Origin of the sequence: Intrasporangium sp., assembly GCF_039812505.1 — a bacterium.
Taxonomy (GTDB): domain Bacteria; phylum Actinomycetota; class Actinomycetes; order Actinomycetales; family Dermatophilaceae; genus Intrasporangium_A.
The window spans coordinates 1-15,011 of record NZ_JBDIAQ010000084.1 but is presented as its reverse complement, the minus strand read 5'-3'; the positions used below and the strand labels follow the sequence as shown (position 1 = coordinate 15,011).

The following is a 15,011-nucleotide window of genomic DNA, read 5'->3' as shown; positions in this document are numbered from 1 at the left end:
CACCCGCCGTAGGAGCTCGTCGAGCGCCACCCGTGCCACCCTGGCGCCGGCTCGCCGCCCTGACCCTGGCCGCCCTGGCGCTGGCGCTGGTGGCGGTCGCCGGCCACCGGGCGGTCCGGTCCGCCGGCCCCGTCGAGACCCTGGCCGACGAGCGCGCGAGCGTCACGCTGCGGGCCCGGCTGGCCGCGGACGCGCGGGCGGTGGTCGGCAGCGCGCCCGAGGACGCAGGGCACCAGGCACGAGTCGTCGTGCGCGTGGTGGCGTCCCGGGTCACCGCACGAGGACTCACGACGGCGGTCCGCACGCCGCTGCTCGTCGTGGGCGACGGTGGCTGGGCCGGGCTCGAGTGGCATGACGAGGTCGAGTTCCGCGCCCGGCTCGGCGCGGCCGAGCCAGGTGACGACGTCATCGCCGTGGCGTCGCCGCGCGGCCCGCCGCAGCTGCTGTCCCGCGCCGGCGGCGTCTTCTCCGGGGCCGCGTGGGTGCGCGACCGGTTCCGGGCGGCGACCGCGCACCTGCCCGCCGACGCGCGAGGCCTGGTCCCGGCCCTGGTCATCGGTGACACGTCGCGCACCCCGCCCGACCTGACTTCGGCGATGCTCGCCACGGGCCTGAGCCACCTGTCCGCCGTGTCCGGGTCCAACGTCACGCTGGTGCTCGCGGCGTCGATCGGCGCCTGCGGAGTGCTGCGGGTCCGCCGTCGGCACCGACCAGCGGTGGCGCTCGGGCTGCTGGCGGCGTTCGTGGTCCTGTGCCGGCCGGAGCCCAGCGTCGTGCGCGCTGCCGTGATGGGCACCGTGGGCCTGGCCGGCCTGTCCGTCTCGCGCCGCCAGGTCGGCATCCCGGCACTGGCCGGGACCGTGCTGCTCCTGCTCGTCTGGGACCCGTGGCTGGCCAGGTCGTACGGCTTCGCGCTGTCGTCGGCAGCCACCCTCGGGCTGCTCGTCCTTGCGCAGCCCTGGGGGCGTGCGATCGCGCGGTGCCTGCCGGCCCGGATGCGCGGGCTGGGCCCGGTGCTGGCCGTCCCGGTGGCGGCGCAGGTCGTGTGCGCCCCGCTCGTCGCGCCCCTGCAGGGGAGCGTCTCGGTGGTGGCCGTCGTCGCGAACCTGCTCGCTGCCCCCTTGGTCGCGCCGACGACGGTCCTCGGCGTCGGGGTCGCGCTCCTGTCGACCGTCTGGGTCGGCGCTGCCGCCGTCGTCTCGTGGGCGGCCGCGCTCCCGGCGCAGGGGATCGCCTGGGTGGCCCGGACGTCCGCCGCCATCCCGTGGGGGTCGATCGCCTGGAGCGAGTCGGCCTGGGCGGCGGTGCTGCTGGCCGCGCTCACGGTCGGCGTCGTCCTCGTCGCGCCCTGGGCCTGGTACCGGTCGCGGACCTGGCCCCTGCCGGCGCTCGCGGTCGGTACGGTGACGGTCGCCTTCCTGCTGCCGACCAACGTCGTGGCATGGCCACCACCGGGGTGGGTCCTGGTCGCCTGCGACGTGGGCGAGGGGGACGGGTTCGTCATCGCGAACGGCCCGGGCCGGGCCGTGGTCGTGGACACCGGGACAGAGCCGGCGGTGATGGACTCGTGCCTGCGCGACCTGGATGTAGATGTCGTCGACCTGGTCGTGCTGACCCACTTCCACGCGGACCACGCCGGCGGGCTGGCCGGTGTCCTCGCCGGGCGGCGGGTCGGCGAGATCCGGGTCTCCACCGTGAAGGAACCCCTGGGCGAGTCGCGTCGGGTCGCCGAGCTGGCCGCCGCCGCCGGGGTGTCCGTCGGGGAGCTGCGTGCGGGCGACTCGTGGTCGGTGGGCCAGGTCAGCGCCGACGTGTGGTGGCCGGGCCGGCGGATCACCGAGGGGTCGGTGCCCAACAACGGCTCGGTCGTGATGACCGTGCGGGTGCGCGGCCTCACGGTGCTCATGACCGGTGACCTCGAGCAGGAGGCCGCCGCCGAGGTGGTGCGGGCGGCCCGCGCCGATTCCGTCCGCTGGGGCAGGGTCGACGTGCTCAAGGTCGCCCACCACGGGTCGAGCAACCGCGACGACCGGATCCTCGACGCGGTCTCCGGGCGGGTGGCGCTCATCTCGGTCGGTGCCGACAACGGCTACGGGCACCCCGCACCGGCCGTGCTGGCCGCGCTGGCCCGCTACGGCTTCGACACCCACCGCACCGATCTCGAAGGCGCACTGGCGGTCGTGCTCGGGCCGGACGGGTCGCCCCGTGTGCGCAGCCCGTGACCGTGCCGGTCCGTGTTCGTGGTGCCGCGGTCGGGTCCGGAGTCGGGGTCCCGTCCTCTCGCCCCGGCCCCCGACCTGGCGCCCGGCGAGGTCCGGCGTTCGGCCCCGGCGGGGCGCACGAGAGCCGAGGTCGGCCCGGTGCCGCGCCGGCCGAGGGTTAGGGTGCAAAGGTGCGCGGTGAGTACAAGGTTCCCGGTGGCAAGCTCGTCGTGGTCGACCTCGCGACCCGTGACGAGCGGCTCGTGGACGTCCGGGTGTCGGGCGACTTCTTCCTCGAGCCGGACGAGGCCCTCGACGACATCAACGCGGCGCTGACCGGGATGCCGGCCGACACCACGGTGGACCGCCTGGCCGGGGCCATCGAGGACGGACTGGGCGACGACGTCGCGCTGATCGGGTTCTCCCCGACAGCCGTCGGGATCGCGGTCCGTCGGGCCCTCGGCAAGGCGACCGGCTGGGCCGACCACACCTTCGAGGTCATCCCGCCGGTCGTCATGGACCCGCTGATGCACGTCGCCCTGGACGAGGTCATCCCGCAGGAGGTCGCCTCCGGCAGACGCGCCCCGACCCTGCGGTTCTGGGACTGGGACTCACCGCTGGTGGTCATCGGCGCCTTCCAGTCGGTCGCCAACGAGGTCGATCCCGCCGGCGCGGAACGCTACGGCATCCGGATCGCCCGGCGGGTCTCCGGCGGTGGCGCGATGTTCATGGAGCCGGGCAACTGCATCACCTACTCACTCGTGGTGCCGTCCTCGCTCGTCGAGGGGCTCAGCTTCGAGCAGTCCTACCGCTTCCTCGACGACTGGGTCCTCGGTGCGTTGCGCGATCTCGGAATCCGGGCCGACTACGTCCCGCTCAACGACATCGTCTCGGACAAGGGCAAGATCGCCGGCGCGGCCCAGAAGCGGTTCGCCAGTGGTGTCGTGCTCCACCACGTCACCATGTCCTACGACATCGACGCCGCGAAGATGGTGCAGGTGCTGCGGATCGGGCGCGAGAAACTGTCCGACAAGGGCACCAGGAGCGCCGCCAAGCGGGTCGACCCGCTCCGGTCCCAGACCCGGATGGCCCGCATGGACATCATCGAGGCGTTCGTCAAGCACTTCGAGAACCGCTACGACACGCGGGAGAGCGGCTACACCGAGGCGGAGCTGGCCGAGGCCCGCGAGCTGGTCGGGACGAAGTTCGCCACCGCCGCGTGGACCAACCGCGTCCCCTGAGCCCGCCGCGGGTCAGGTGGTGCCGACCGACGCCTCGCGCCGGACGTCCCCGGCCGCCTCGAGCCCACCACCACCGGTGCCGACGCCGGCGACTCCGGCCGTGCCCCAGCGGCAGGCGGCCCCCACCCCGCCGAAGAACATGTGCAGCCCCGGGTAGGCGTTGCCCTCGAGTCCCAGGGCGGCCACCGCTTCGTCGATCGTGGCGGTGTCCTCGTAGTCGACCCGCACCGGCGCGGTCCCGGCGCCGACCGACACGTGGACCCGGGGGGCCGAGATGGCCTCGACGAGCCCCTGGCCACGCAGGCAGACCCGACCGAGCACCTGCATCAGCGCGGTCGTGATCCGGTCGGCGCCGGGGGACCCGATCGCCAGGACTGTGCCGTCGGGCCGCCGCGCGGTCGTGGGCGCCATGTTCGATGCCAGCCGGGTGCCCGGCGCCAGGACGTGCAGGCCGAGCCGGTTCAGCTCCGGCTCGCCGAGGCAGTTGTTGAGCAGGATGCCGGTACCCGGGATCGCCAGGCCGGCCCCGTAGCCGGAGGAGAACGTGATGGCGCAGGCGCTCCCCTCGGTGTCGACCGCGGAGATGTGCGCGGTCGAGGCCGACGTCGGCAGCCCCGGCAGCCCGTACCGCTCCACCTGCTGGAGCAGGCGCACCCCGTCACCCTCGAGATCGCGGGAGCGGTCGTGGACATCCCGCCGGTAGGTGAGCACGGCGCGCTGGATCTCGATCAGGTCCCGCCAGGACCAGCTCTCCCGGCGGGCCAGCTCGCCGAGCATGACGGCGAGCATCGGCCCGCCGACCGAGGGCGGCGGGTTCAGCGCGACGATCCACTCGCCCAGCCGGCGCTGGACCGGGATCCGGACGACCGGCTCGTAGGTGACCAGGTCCGCGGCGGTGATCAGGCCGCCGTGGGCGGCCATGTCGGCAACCAGCGCCTGTCCGACGGCTCCGGTCGTGAACAGCGCGGACCCCTCCGCGCCCAGCCGGTCGAGCACCTCTGCGAGCGGTTCGTTGCGGGTGATCTCGCCCGGTGCCAGGGCGCGCCCACCCGGGCCGGAGACGATGCGCATCGCCTCCGCGTCCTCGGCGAACAGCTCCTCACGGGTGTACTCGAGGTAGGTCGCGGCCGCCCCGCCGAGCGGGTAGCCGGCCCGGCACACCGCCGCCGCCGGCGCGACGAGGTCGGCCCACGGCAAGGTGCCGTGCCGATCGCGGGCCAGCGAAAGCGCTTGCACCGCACCAGAGTTGGCGACCGAGCCGTGGCCGGCATACATGGTGACCCCGCCGCCGTATGCCGTCACGACGCGCCGCACACCGGCGCCGAAGCGCTCCGGCCCGGCCCCCCGGCCGGGCATCTCGACATTGCCGTCGATCAGCTCGGGGTCGCTGTCGGCGGGCCAGATGTTGACGAACGCGCCCGACATGATGCTGACCACGGCCGACTCCGTGCTCATCGCGACCAGGGCGGCGGCGATCGCCGCGTCGACCGCGTTGCCACCGGCGCGCGCGACCTCGAGGCCGGCGTCGCGGCCGGCCTCGCTCGTGGCGGCGACCGCAACCCCGGCGCCGTTCGGGGTGCCCGTTCGTCGGCTCATGGCCGGCCCTGGGAGTGGTACTGCTCGTTCGGGACCATCCCCAGCGCGGTCGAGACGCGGTTGGTCAGGTTGAACATGCCGACCACCTGGACCAGCTCCAGGATCTGGTGCTCGTCCAGACCCACCTCCCGCAGCGGTTGCAGGTCGTCCTCGGTCACCTCGGCGGGGTGCACGGTCAGCTTCTCCGCGTAGGCGGCCATCGCCTGCTCCCGCTCGGGCAGACCGGCCTGGCGCCAGTTCACCGCGACCAGGTCGGCCGTCCGGGCGTCCGCGCTCAGCTCCCGCAGCGCCGCGCCGTGGCTGATGCAGCAGTAGGTGCAGCGGTTCAGGTTGCTGACGACGACCGCGAGGAACTCACGGTCCGCGTTGGACAGGTAGCCCTCCTTGTTGACCAGCAGGTTGAAGTAGCGCCACCACGCGAGGAACTGGTCGTCGTTGTAGGCCTGCGCCCGGAAGACGTTGGGCACGAAGCCCATGTTCTCCTCGGCCTTGGCCCACAGCTTCGCGATGTCCTCGGACACCTCCTCGGGCGCCGGGACGGGCAGGTACGAGATGCGAGCGTCAGGTCCCATGTGGGCAGGGTAGTCCCGACTTGCGCACGTCGAGCGGGTGCCCGCTCGGCGGCATACGAGACGGTGGTCTGCCGCCCCGCCCGCGACCGTGCGGTGCGCTCGGTCCGTAGACGGCTCCGGGACATAAGCGCCGCTTATGCTGGAAGCATGATCGACGCTGCGGGGTTGCGGGTGATGAAGGCCATCGCCGACGCCGGGAGCTTCACCGGCGCGGCGAACGCCCTCGGCTTCACCCAGCCGGCCATCTCGCAGATGGTGCGCCGGCTCGAGCAGCGTACCGGCACCATCCTCGTCGAGCGGTACGGCCGGCAGGTCCGGCTGACCGAGGCGGGCCAGGTCCTGGCCCGGCATGCGGTGGGGGTGCTCGCTGCGCTGGACGCCGCCGAGGAGGAGATCACCGCCATCGCCGGGCTGCGTGCGGGACGGGTCCGGCTGATGGCCTTCCCGAGCTCGTCCGCCTCGCTCGTGCCGACGGCGCTGGCGATCCTGAAGGAGCGTCACCCCGACGTGACGATCCACTTCACCGAGGCCGAGCCGCCCGAGTCGCTGGCGGCCCTGCGGGGCGGTGACTGCGACGTCGCGGTCGCCTTCGCGTACGAGGGGATGGACCTCGGCGAGATCGAGGAGGACCTCACCGCCCTGGTGACGTACCGGCTGCTCGACGACGAGGTGCGCCTCGCGGTCCCGACGGGGCATCCGCTCGCGGCCCGGAAGGTCGCCCACATGTCGGACTTCTCGTCCGAGGAATGGATCGCCGGCTGTCCGCGATGTCGGGGCCACCTGCTGTCGCTGGCCGGTCATGCCGGCTTCGCCCCCAACGTCGCGTTCGAGACCGAGGACTACGTCGCCGTCCTCGGTCTCGTGCGTGCCGGGCTCGGGGTCGCGCTCGTGCCGGACCTGATCCTCGGTGCCGCCAAGCCCGAGGAGGTCGTCGCCCTGCCGCTCGAGCCCGCCTCACGACGGCAGATCCTCGCCGTCACCACCCCCGACCTGCAGCGGGTGCCCGCCGTCCATGCCGCCATCACCGCCCTGTGCGAGGCGGCGGGCGCGCCGGTCCCCGTGGTCGGGGAGCCGATGGCCCCGGTCGGCGTGTGACGGCTCGCTGTGTGACCGCTCGGCGTGGAGGCGGCACGGCCCGGAATAGTGCGGCGACGCAGAACGTAGAGTGAACTGTGTCATCGTCGCGTCCCGTCACCACCGCTCGTCTTGCCACCTCGCGTACGCTCCCGCTCGAGACGACCGACCTGGGGACGATGGCCGACCTCGTCGAGCTCGTGCGGGCCGGAGGCGTGGTCGTCCTCTCGGGAGCGGGCATCTCGACCGACTCGGGCATCCCGGACTACCGGGGCCCGGACGGCACGCGCCGCGTCGAGCCGATGACGTACGACACGTTCGTCGGCTCGAGCGAGGCGCGCCGCCGGTACTGGGCGCGCAGCTACATCGGCTGGCAGCGCTTCACGTCGGCCCGTCCGAACAGCAACCATCGCCACGTCGCCGCCCTCGAGCGAGCCGGCTACGTCGACGCGGTCATCACCCAGAACGTCGACGGGCTGCACCAGGCGGCCGGCAGCGAGGAGGTTCTCGAGCTGCACGGCTCGCTGGAGCGTGCCGTCTGCCTGACCTGCGGCGCGGTGGCCTCGCGGGTGGGGTTGCACGACCGCATGACGCAGGCGAACCCGGGCTTCATGCGGCGGTTCGCGACGGCGGCCCAGGCGGTCGGGTCGCAGTGGGGCGAACAGGTTCGCCCCGACGGCGACATCGTGCTCGCCGACGAGCTGGTCGCCTCGTTCCACGCGCCCCGCTGTCTCGTCTGCGGACACGACACGGTCAAGCCGGACGTCGTCTTCTTCGGTGAGTCGGTGCCCAAGCCACTGGTCGAGGACTGCTTCCGGATCGTCGAGTCGGCCCGCGCGCTGCTCGTGCTCGGCTCGTCGCTGGCGGTCATGAGCGGCTACCGGTTCGTGCGCCGCGCCCGTCAGGTCGGTGTCCCGGTCGCGATCGTGACCCAGTCCGCGACCCGGGGCGACGCCGACGCGACGGTACGGATCCACGCCCGGCTCGCTCCGACGCTCGATGCCCTCGGCGTCGCCCTGGGCGCAGCGGTCGGGCACTGAACGCTGCGGCTGCTCAGACCCGGCGAAGCACGGCGGTGACCTTGCCCAGGATCGTGGCGTGGTCTCCGTCGATGGGGTCGTAGGCGGCGTTGTGGGGCAGGAGCCAGACGTGGCGGCCCTTGCGCTGGAAGGTCTTGACGGTTGCCTCGTTGTCGAGCAGGGCGGCCACGATGTCGCCGTTGTCGGCGGTCGGCTGCTGGCGGACGACCACCCAGTCGCCGTCGCAGATGGCGGCCTCGAGCATCGAGTCGCCCTGGACCTTCAGCAGGAACAGCTGGCCCTCACCGACGATCTGCTTCGGCAGCGGGAAGACGTCCTCGACGATCTCCTCGGCGGTGATCGGGACGCCGGCGGCGATCCGGCCCAGGACGGGGACGTAGGACGCGGCGGGCCGTACGTCTCCGGAGCCGGTCTCGTCGTCGTGCTCGCCGAAGGGGATGGCGCCGCCGCCGCGGTAGCCGAGCTCGTCCGGGCTCGTGTCGGGTGAGACGATCTCGAGGGCGCGCGGGCGGTTGGGGTCGCGGCGCAGGTATCCCTTGGCAACGAGGGCGCCGAGCTGGTGGGACACGCTCGAGGAGCTGGCCAGGCCGACGGCGTCGCCGATCTCGCGGATGCTCGGTGGGTAGCCGCGCCGGTCGACCGAGTCACGGATCACCTCGAGGACGCGTCGCTGGCGGGCGGTCAGGCCGTCGCCTCGGTCGCGGTCGGGGAACTGGGTCACGTCCGCCATCTGGCTTCCCTTCGGTGCCGGCACCGAGCCGGTACCGAAGGCTGTGCGGGCGGTACGACCGTCCGTCGGGAGGCTCTGTCGGTGGCGACTGGTGGAGTGTGTCTCGTGGGAACACCCTACGAGTTTCGAACACCCAAGCCAAACATCTGTTCGACGCGTGTCTCGACATCCTCGACGGGCCATGATAGAAATCGTACAAGCGTTCGAATCGAACAAGCGTTCGCTGGTGTGTTGGTCGTGGTGTGTTGGTCGCGGTGTGTCAGTCGTGGAGTTGCAAGCCGTGGAGTTGCCAGCCGTGGCGTTCAACTCGTGGCAGGCCAGCAGCTCGGGCTTCCCCCAGCGAGGTGGGCAGCCCGGATGTCGTCGTGAAGATGCCCGAGCCGCGCACCGAAGCGGCCAGAAGGAGGATCAAATGAGCGCCCTGACCGTGCAGCCGATCCTGGACCCCGCCGCGCCTCGGCTCGAACGACCCCGCCTGGTCCTGGTGCCGACCGGGCCCACTGCCCGGCGCAGCTGCGGGCCGGCGCCGGCCGGTCCGCTGCGCGTCACCCGGCGCGGGCGGCTGTTGCTGCTCCTGGGCGTCACCCTGCTGCTGGCTGCTGCCGGTCTGACCGCGGCCACGATGCTCACCTCCGCCCCGACCCGGACGCACGCCGTGACCGTGCAGGCCGGACAGACGCTGTCCGGGATCGCGGCCGGCGAGCTTCCCGGTGTCCCGCTGCGTGACGCCATCGTCGAGATCCAGCTCGCCAACTCGCTCTCGACCGACCAGGTGCACTCGGGTCAGACCCTGATGATCCCGGCCGGCTGAGCTCTCGGAACCGCCGCGTTGGCTCCGCCTGCGCGGCTCGGTGGGCGGCGCCTCGACCCCGTCGGCCCACCGTGGACGCCATCCCGGCCCGCCGGGGTGGCGTCCTGTGGTGCGGCCGGTCGCGTCCGGGCCGTACACCGCCAGGCCCGTCGTCCTGCACCCGACCCCTCGCTGGAGGCTGGGGGTGTGGACAGCCCCGTCGGCGGATCGCCTTGGCGGCGTAGCGTTCTCGGTGGGGGCAGTCAGGAGTGACAAGGTGAGGTACACCGCCGAACCGCACGCCCTCGTCGTCAGTGCAGACGCCGTGACCCGCGCGTTGGAGAGCCTGGAAGCAGTCCGTCTCGACCAGGACCTGGGGGCCCTGGGTCCGGCCGTCACCGGCGGGGCCACCGCGGCTCGCATCACGGCGATCATCACCCAGTGGGACGTCCGGCTCGCCGACGCTCGGGCCCGGCTGCGTACCCACGGCAGCGCCCTGGTCGTGGCGGCGCAGGGCTACGACGAGGTGGAGACGGGCGCTGCGCAGTGGCTGCGCGCGACCGGTCCGGGACGGTCATGAGCGGGCCGGTGTTCGGGGACATCCGGCGGTGGCAGCCGGCGCTGGTCCGGGAGGTGCGCGATCGGGTCCTGGCGGACCGCGAACGGATCGGGCGCGCCATGACCGGTCTGCTCGCCGGTCGGCCGCCCGCCGCGGCGTGGAGCGGGCCGGCCGCCCGCGCGGCCTTCGCGCGCGCGACCGAGGCGCTGGCGGTGCTCGGTGAGACCGCGCACCGGCTCGCCGCGACGGCCCAGGCCCTGGGCCGCCTCGCCGACGGCATGCAGGCCGGTCTCGAGCTGGTCCGGCACGCCGAGCGCCGCGCCGCCGAGGGCGGGGGTCGGGTCGACGACCTGGGCCGGCTCGTGCTCCCGAGGCCGGTGGAGTTCGTCGACCCGGTCCGGGCCGCCCACCAGGCTCGGCAGGAGGCCTTGCTGCGCGAGGAGGTGCTGCGCGACGTGCAGCAGGCCGAGCGCCTGGTCCGGCAGGCCGACGACGAGGCTGCCGCGCGGCTCACGGCAGCCGTCCGTGAGCCGGCGCAGGCGCCCCCGTCGGCCTCGACAGAGCTGCGCGTCCCGGCCCCGCCGTCCGTGCCGGACAACGGGTTCATCTCCCCGACAAGCGTGTTCGCCAACGCGTCCTGGTGGCGGGGCCTGACGCCGCAGGAGAAGGGCTGCGCCATCCGGGACCATCCACTGTGGGTGGGGCCCCGCGACGGCGTGCCCGCGTGGGCCCGGCACCAGGCCAACCTCGAGCTCCTGGCACGGGCCGAACGAGACGTGGCGGCCCGGCTCGCCGCGGCTCGGCGCAGTCCGCTCCGCTGGGTGCCGGAGCCGTGGGAGGACGAGCTCGAGCAGGCCGAGCGGCAGGCCGAGGCGCTGCGAGCCGTCCGTGACGTCGTGTCCCGACAGGATGGCGCGCCCCGGCAGCTGCTCGCCATTGGTGCGGCCGACGGCCTGGTCACGGCGGTGGTCGCGGTCGGCGACGTCGACCGGGCCGAGCACGTGGCGACCTTCGTCGGCGGCTTCACCACGACGGTCCGGCAGGACCTGCGCCCGCTCGACGCCACGCTGGCCGGGATGCGCCACGAGGCGAAGGCGATGTCCGGCCACGGCGCCGACGTGGCCGTGGTCGCCTGGCTGGGTTACCCGGCCCCGCAGAAGTCCGGTCTGGTCCAGCGGCGGCGCAGCGTCGCATCGGACTTCGTCGCGAGGGACCGGGCCGACGAGCTCGCGGCCTTCCTGACCGGTCTCGACGCCGCACGGGACACCCAGCTGCACACGACCCTCTGGGCGCACTCGTACGGCAGCGCCCTCGCGGGCAACGCGCTGCTGCTGCCCGGGTCCGTCGACGACGTGGTGCTCTTCGGCTCGCCCGGGGTGCCGGTACGCCGGCTAGACGAGACCGGGCTCAAGCCCGGTGGCCTCAACGTCCTCGAGGCGCCCGACGACCTGGTCCCCCTGGCGGTCCCGGTGTTCGCAGGGGTCAGCCCGCTCAGCGTCCCGGGCGTGCGCCGGCTGGCCACCCTGCACGTGAACGGCATGCCCGCCGACCTGCGCAGCTCGCACGGCCACTCCGAGTACACGACGCCCGGCACGCTGTCCCGGCACAACCTCGTGGCGGTCGCCGCCGGCCGGTCCGACCTGGTCATCCCGGCCACGGAGTACGAGGCCTGGTTCCGCGCCGTCGTGCTCGGCACCGGACCGGCCGTCCCGAGCCCGCTGCCGCCATGAGGCGGGCGGACGGGACGGCACCGTCTGGCGGGCGCGGCCCCCGGTTCCCCGTCGAGAGGGCACCGGCGCGGGCAGGAGGTGAGCGGCATACGAGGTAGGTGCCCGGTCGGACGTGTCCGGGCGGCTGTCCGTGCAGGTCAGCGGGACGCCACGCCGAGCAGCCACGAAAGTGTTGCGGCCTTGGGGCCGAGTGCCTACAGTTACCCCTAGATCTAGTAGTTACATGGCTGTAAGTCATCCACATGTAGTCCCCAGGATGGGATGGCTTGCGCACACACCGTCAACAGGTTGTCCCCAGCAGGAGGTGGAGAGTGCACTGCCCGTTCTGCCGGCACACCGACTCTCGCGTCATCGACTCGCGGACGACCGACGACGGCGTCTGCATCCGCCGGCGGCGGCAGTGCCCGGAGTGCGGCCGGCGCTTCACGACGCTCGAGACGAGCAGCCTCAGCGTCCTCAAGCGATCGGGTGCCGCCGAGCCGTTCAGCCGGGCCAAGGTCCTGGCCGGGGTGCGCAAGGCGTGCCAGGGCCGACCGGTCAGCGAGGACGACCTCGCCCTGCTGGCGCAGCAGGTCGAGGAGGCGATCCGGTCACAGGGCAGTGCGGAGATCGAGGCCCACGAGGTGGGCATGGCCGTCCTCGAGCCGCTCCGCCGGCTCGACGAGGTCGCCTTCCTCCGGTTCGCAAGTGTCTACCAGGCGTGGGACAGCCTGGCCGACTTCGAGGCGGCGATCGCCGTGCTGCGCGCCGAGCGAGCCGCCACGGGGGAGCACCCCGACGGCGTGGCCGCGAAGCGATAACCGGCCACATCGTCGGCGCCGCGCACCAGGGCAGTGTCATGCCTCGGTGAACGGCCGGCATGGACAAGCAGGATCTGACGTTTGCACTACCGGGATCAAGGGTCTGGAGGCCAGAGCATGACGGAGATCGGCAACCGCAGTTCACGCTCGCGAGGTGGGGCCAGGAAGGGCGTCACCGTCGAGCGGATCTACACGACGCCGGGGGTGCACCCCTATGACGAGGTGACGTGGGAGAAGCGCGACGTCGTCCAGACCAACTGGCGGACCGGCGAGACGATCTTCGAGCAGCGCGGTGTCGAGTACCCCGACTTCTGGTCCGTCAATGCCAGCACGATCGTCACGACCAAGTACTTCCGAGGCGCGCTCGGCACCGACCAGCGCGAGAGCTCGCTCAAGCAGCTCATCGACCGCGTCGTGATGACCTATGCCAAGGCCGGCAAGGACCACGGCTACTTCGCGACCGACGACGACGCCGAGGTGTTCGAGCACGAGCTCACGTATGCCCTGCTGCACCAGGTCTTCTCGTTCAACTCGCCGGTATGGTTCAACGTCGGCACCAAGTCGCCGCAGCAGGTGTCAGCGTGCCAGCCATATGGCGCGCTCGTGAGCACTCCGCAGGGGCAGGTCCCGATCGGCAAGCTCGTCGAGCAAGGTGCCGTCGGCACGAAGGTGTATGACGCCCACGGCCTCACGCGCATCCTGGCCGTCAAGTCCAACGGCGTGAAGGACGTTCTCCGAATCCACACGAAGGCCGGTCATGCACTCGACGTCACCGCTGACCATCTCGTCTGGAGTAGCACCGGGGATGGATGCGGCCGCTTCGTCGAGGCCGGGACGCTTCGGCCGGGTGATGCCCTCGAGTGGCACCGGCGCACTTCGTTCGGTGAGGCCGAGATCTCCTCTCTGGAGATCGCCGAGGCAGCTCTCGCAGGGTGGATGCAGTCCGACGGATCCGTCGGACAGTACGCCGGGACGAACAGGTCCCTGACCATGGAGGCGCTCACCGTCACCGATGCCGAGTTCGCGTGGGTGAATGACGCGCTCGACGTCGTCATGCCTGAAGTGCACCGCGAGGTTCGGACCTTCGACCCCCAGAGCGATGCGCTCGATGGGAAGCGCACGCGCGTCTACGGCAACCAGCTCACCGAATTCGTCGATGCGTGGGGGCTGCGGACTCGCGGCGTGGACATGCAGGTGCCCGAGCAGCTCTTCGAGGCTCCGCTTCCGGTGGTTGCCGCCTACCTGCGCAGCATCTTCCAGGCCGAGGGCTTCGTGTCGCGGCGGGAGCGTTCGACCCTGGTCGAGGTGGACATGGTCGGTGAGCGCCACATTCGCGGTATGCAGTCCCTGCTGCACCGCTTCGGCATCTTCGCCCGGGTCGGTTTCAGGGCCGACAAGCGTGCCGAGCGCAAGGGCGTGTGGACACTTCGCATCCAGAATGGGGGTGATCGCGAGATCTTCGCCAACGAGATCGGCTTCATCGACCCGGTCAAGTCCGAGAAGCTCGAGCGGTCTTTCGACCTGCCCGGGCGCGGTGCGACACCGGTCAAGCGGCTCGAGATCGCGGCGATCGAGGCGCTCGGCAAGATGGAGGTCTACGACATCCAGACCGAGTCGGGTGAGTACCTCTCCGACAGCCTGCGAGTGCACAACTGCTTCATCCTGTCCGTCGACGACACGATGGACTCGATCCTGAACTGGTACAAGGAAGAGGGCAAGATCTTCCAGGGCGGCTCCGGCGCCGGGCTCAACCTCTCCCGCATCCGGTCCTCCAAGGAGCTGCTCAGCTCGGGTGGCACGGCCTCGGGGCCGGTGTCCTTCATGCGCGGTGCCGACGCGTCCGCGGGCACGATCAAGTCCGGCGGCGCGACCCGACGCGCGGCCAAGATGGTCGTGCTCGACGTCGACCACCCGGACGTCGAGGAGTTCATCCAGACCAAGGCGCGCGAGGAGGACAAGATCCGCGTCCTGCGCGACGCCGGTTTCGACATGGACCTCGGCGGCAAGGACATCGTCTCGGTCCAGTACCAGAACGCCAACAACTCCGTCCGGGTCACCGACGAGTTCATGCAGGCCGTCGAGGACGGCACGGAGTTCGGCCTGCGCGCCCGTCTCACCGGTGAGGTCATCGAGACGGTCGACGCGCGCGAGCTCTACCAGAAGATCGCGCAGGCGGCGTGGGAGTGCGCCGACCCCGGTCTGCAGTACGACGACACGATCAACGCGTGGCACACCAACCCGGAGACGGGTCGGATCACTGCATCCAACCCCTGCTCCGAGTTCATGTCGCTCGACAACTCGTCATGCAACTTGGCCTCGCTCAACCTGTTGAAGTTCCTGCGCGCGGACGACACCTTCGACGCCGTCGCCTTCCAGAAGGTCGTCGAGCTCGTCATCACCGCGATGGACATCTCGATCTGCTTCGGCGACTTCCCGACCGAGGCCATCACCCAAGTGACCCGTGACTACCGTCAGCTCGGCATCGGCTACGCCAACCTCGGTGCCCTGCTCATGGCGACCGGGCATGGCTACGACTCCGAGGGCGGGCGCTCGCTCGCCGCTGTCATCACGTCACTGTTGACGGGTGCCGCCTACAAGCGCTCGGCCGAGCTCGCCGCGGTTGTCGGCCCATACAACGGCTATGCCCGTAACGCAGATGCGCACAAGCGAGTGATGCG

At 72.0% G+C, this 15,011-nt stretch carries 12 protein-coding genes; 9 read left to right on the top strand and 3 right to left on the bottom strand.

Annotation, left to right across the window (positions count from 1 at the left end; all coding sequences use genetic code 11):
• Positions 1-2,222 (top strand): ComEC/Rec2 family competence protein (locus tag WMI84_RS11715; RefSeq protein WP_347353330.1); only part of this gene is annotated, 2,222 nt, incomplete at its 5' end.
• A gap of 170 nt (positions 2,223-2,392) precedes the next feature.
• Complete coding sequence (locus WMI84_RS11710) at positions 2,393-3,442, top strand: biotin/lipoate A/B protein ligase family protein (protein ID WP_347353329.1); 1,050 nt, start codon at positions 2,393-2,395, stop codon at positions 3,440-3,442.
• Between the two features lie 12 nt (positions 3,443-3,454).
• On the opposite strand, the gene WMI84_RS11705 is transcribed toward WMI84_RS11710, so the two are convergent.
• Positions 3,455-5,038: a gamma-glutamyltransferase gene (locus tag WMI84_RS11705; RefSeq protein ID WP_347353327.1), complete on the bottom strand. Its 1,584-nt coding sequence runs from the start codon at positions 5,036-5,038 to the stop codon at positions 3,455-3,457.
• Positions 5,035-5,610 (bottom strand): peroxidase-related enzyme, encoded by a 576-nt coding sequence (locus tag WMI84_RS11700; protein WP_347353325.1) that lies wholly within the window; start codon positions 5,608-5,610, stop codon positions 5,035-5,037. Before WMI84_RS11700 ends, WMI84_RS11705 begins: the two co-directional genes overlap by 4 nt.
• A 147-nt stretch (positions 5,611-5,757) precedes the next feature.
• On the opposite strand from WMI84_RS11700, the gene WMI84_RS11695 reads away from it, so the two are divergent.
• Positions 5,758-6,705, top strand: a complete 948-nt coding sequence (locus WMI84_RS11695; protein ID WP_347353323.1) for a LysR family transcriptional regulator — start codon at positions 5,758-5,760, stop codon at positions 6,703-6,705.
• A gap of 158 nt (positions 6,706-6,863) precedes the next feature.
• On the top strand, positions 6,864-7,724 hold the full coding sequence (locus tag WMI84_RS11690) for a Sir2 family NAD-dependent protein deacetylase (protein WP_347353321.1): 861 nt from the start codon (positions 6,864-6,866) through the stop codon (positions 7,722-7,724).
• A 13-nt stretch (positions 7,725-7,737) separates the two neighbouring features.
• Here the strand turns inward: WMI84_RS11690 and lexA are convergent, their stop codons facing one another.
• Positions 7,738-8,454, bottom strand: coding sequence for a transcriptional repressor LexA (lexA, locus tag WMI84_RS11685; RefSeq protein WP_347353319.1), 717 nt, complete (start codon positions 8,452-8,454; stop codon positions 7,738-7,740).
• A gap of 412 nt (positions 8,455-8,866) precedes the next feature.
• Between lexA and WMI84_RS11680 the strand changes: the two genes are divergently transcribed.
• The 5 genes from WMI84_RS11680 to WMI84_RS11660 form a co-directional block, all read left to right on the top strand.
• Positions 8,867-9,265: a LysM peptidoglycan-binding domain-containing protein gene (locus WMI84_RS11680; protein ID WP_347353317.1), complete on the top strand. Its 399-nt coding sequence runs from the start codon at positions 8,867-8,869 to the stop codon at positions 9,263-9,265.
• A 256-nt stretch (positions 9,266-9,521) separates the two neighbouring features.
• Positions 9,522-9,824: a hypothetical protein gene (locus tag WMI84_RS11675; RefSeq protein WP_347353315.1), complete on the top strand. Its 303-nt coding sequence runs from the start codon at positions 9,522-9,524 to the stop codon at positions 9,822-9,824.
• Positions 9,821-11,533 carry an alpha/beta hydrolase gene (locus WMI84_RS11670; RefSeq protein WP_347353313.1) on the top strand — a complete coding sequence of 571 codons (1,713 nt, stop codon included), beginning with the start codon at positions 9,821-9,823 and terminating at the stop codon, positions 11,531-11,533. The genes WMI84_RS11675 and WMI84_RS11670 overlap by 4 nt, the downstream gene beginning before the upstream one ends.
• 311 nt (positions 11,534-11,844) lie before the next feature.
• Positions 11,845-12,333, top strand: coding sequence for a transcriptional regulator NrdR (nrdR, locus tag WMI84_RS11665; protein ID WP_347353311.1), 489 nt, complete (start codon positions 11,845-11,847; stop codon positions 12,331-12,333).
• Between the two features lie 117 nt (positions 12,334-12,450).
• On the top strand, positions 12,451-15,011 hold a 2,561-nt coding region (locus WMI84_RS11660; RefSeq protein WP_347353309.1), incomplete at its 3' end, for an LAGLIDADG family homing endonuclease.

Bases quoted from the DNA above. Each gene is read 5' to 3' on its own strand.
- WMI84_RS11700 (WP_347353325.1), bottom strand. From the start codon at position 5,610: ATGGGACCTGACGCTCGCATCTCGTACCTGCCCGTCCCGGCGCCCGAG.
- WMI84_RS11680 (WP_347353317.1), top strand. From the start codon at position 8,867: ATGAGCGCCCTGACCGTGCAGCCGATCCTGGACCCCGCCGCGCCTCGG.
- WMI84_RS11690 (WP_347353321.1), top strand. From the start codon at position 6,864: ATGGCCGACCTCGTCGAGCTCGTGCGGGCCGGAGGCGTGGTCGTCCTC.
- WMI84_RS11705 (WP_347353327.1), bottom strand. From the start codon at position 5,038: ATGAGCCGACGAACGGGCACCCCGAACGGCGCCGGGGTTGCGGTCGCC.
- WMI84_RS11695 (WP_347353323.1), top strand. From the start codon at position 5,758: ATGATCGACGCTGCGGGGTTGCGGGTGATGAAGGCCATCGCCGACGCC.
- lexA (WP_347353319.1), bottom strand. From the start codon at position 8,454: ATGGCGGACGTGACCCAGTTCCCCGACCGCGACCGAGGCGACGGCCTG.
- WMI84_RS11670 (WP_347353313.1), top strand. From the start codon at position 9,821: ATGAGCGGGCCGGTGTTCGGGGACATCCGGCGGTGGCAGCCGGCGCTG.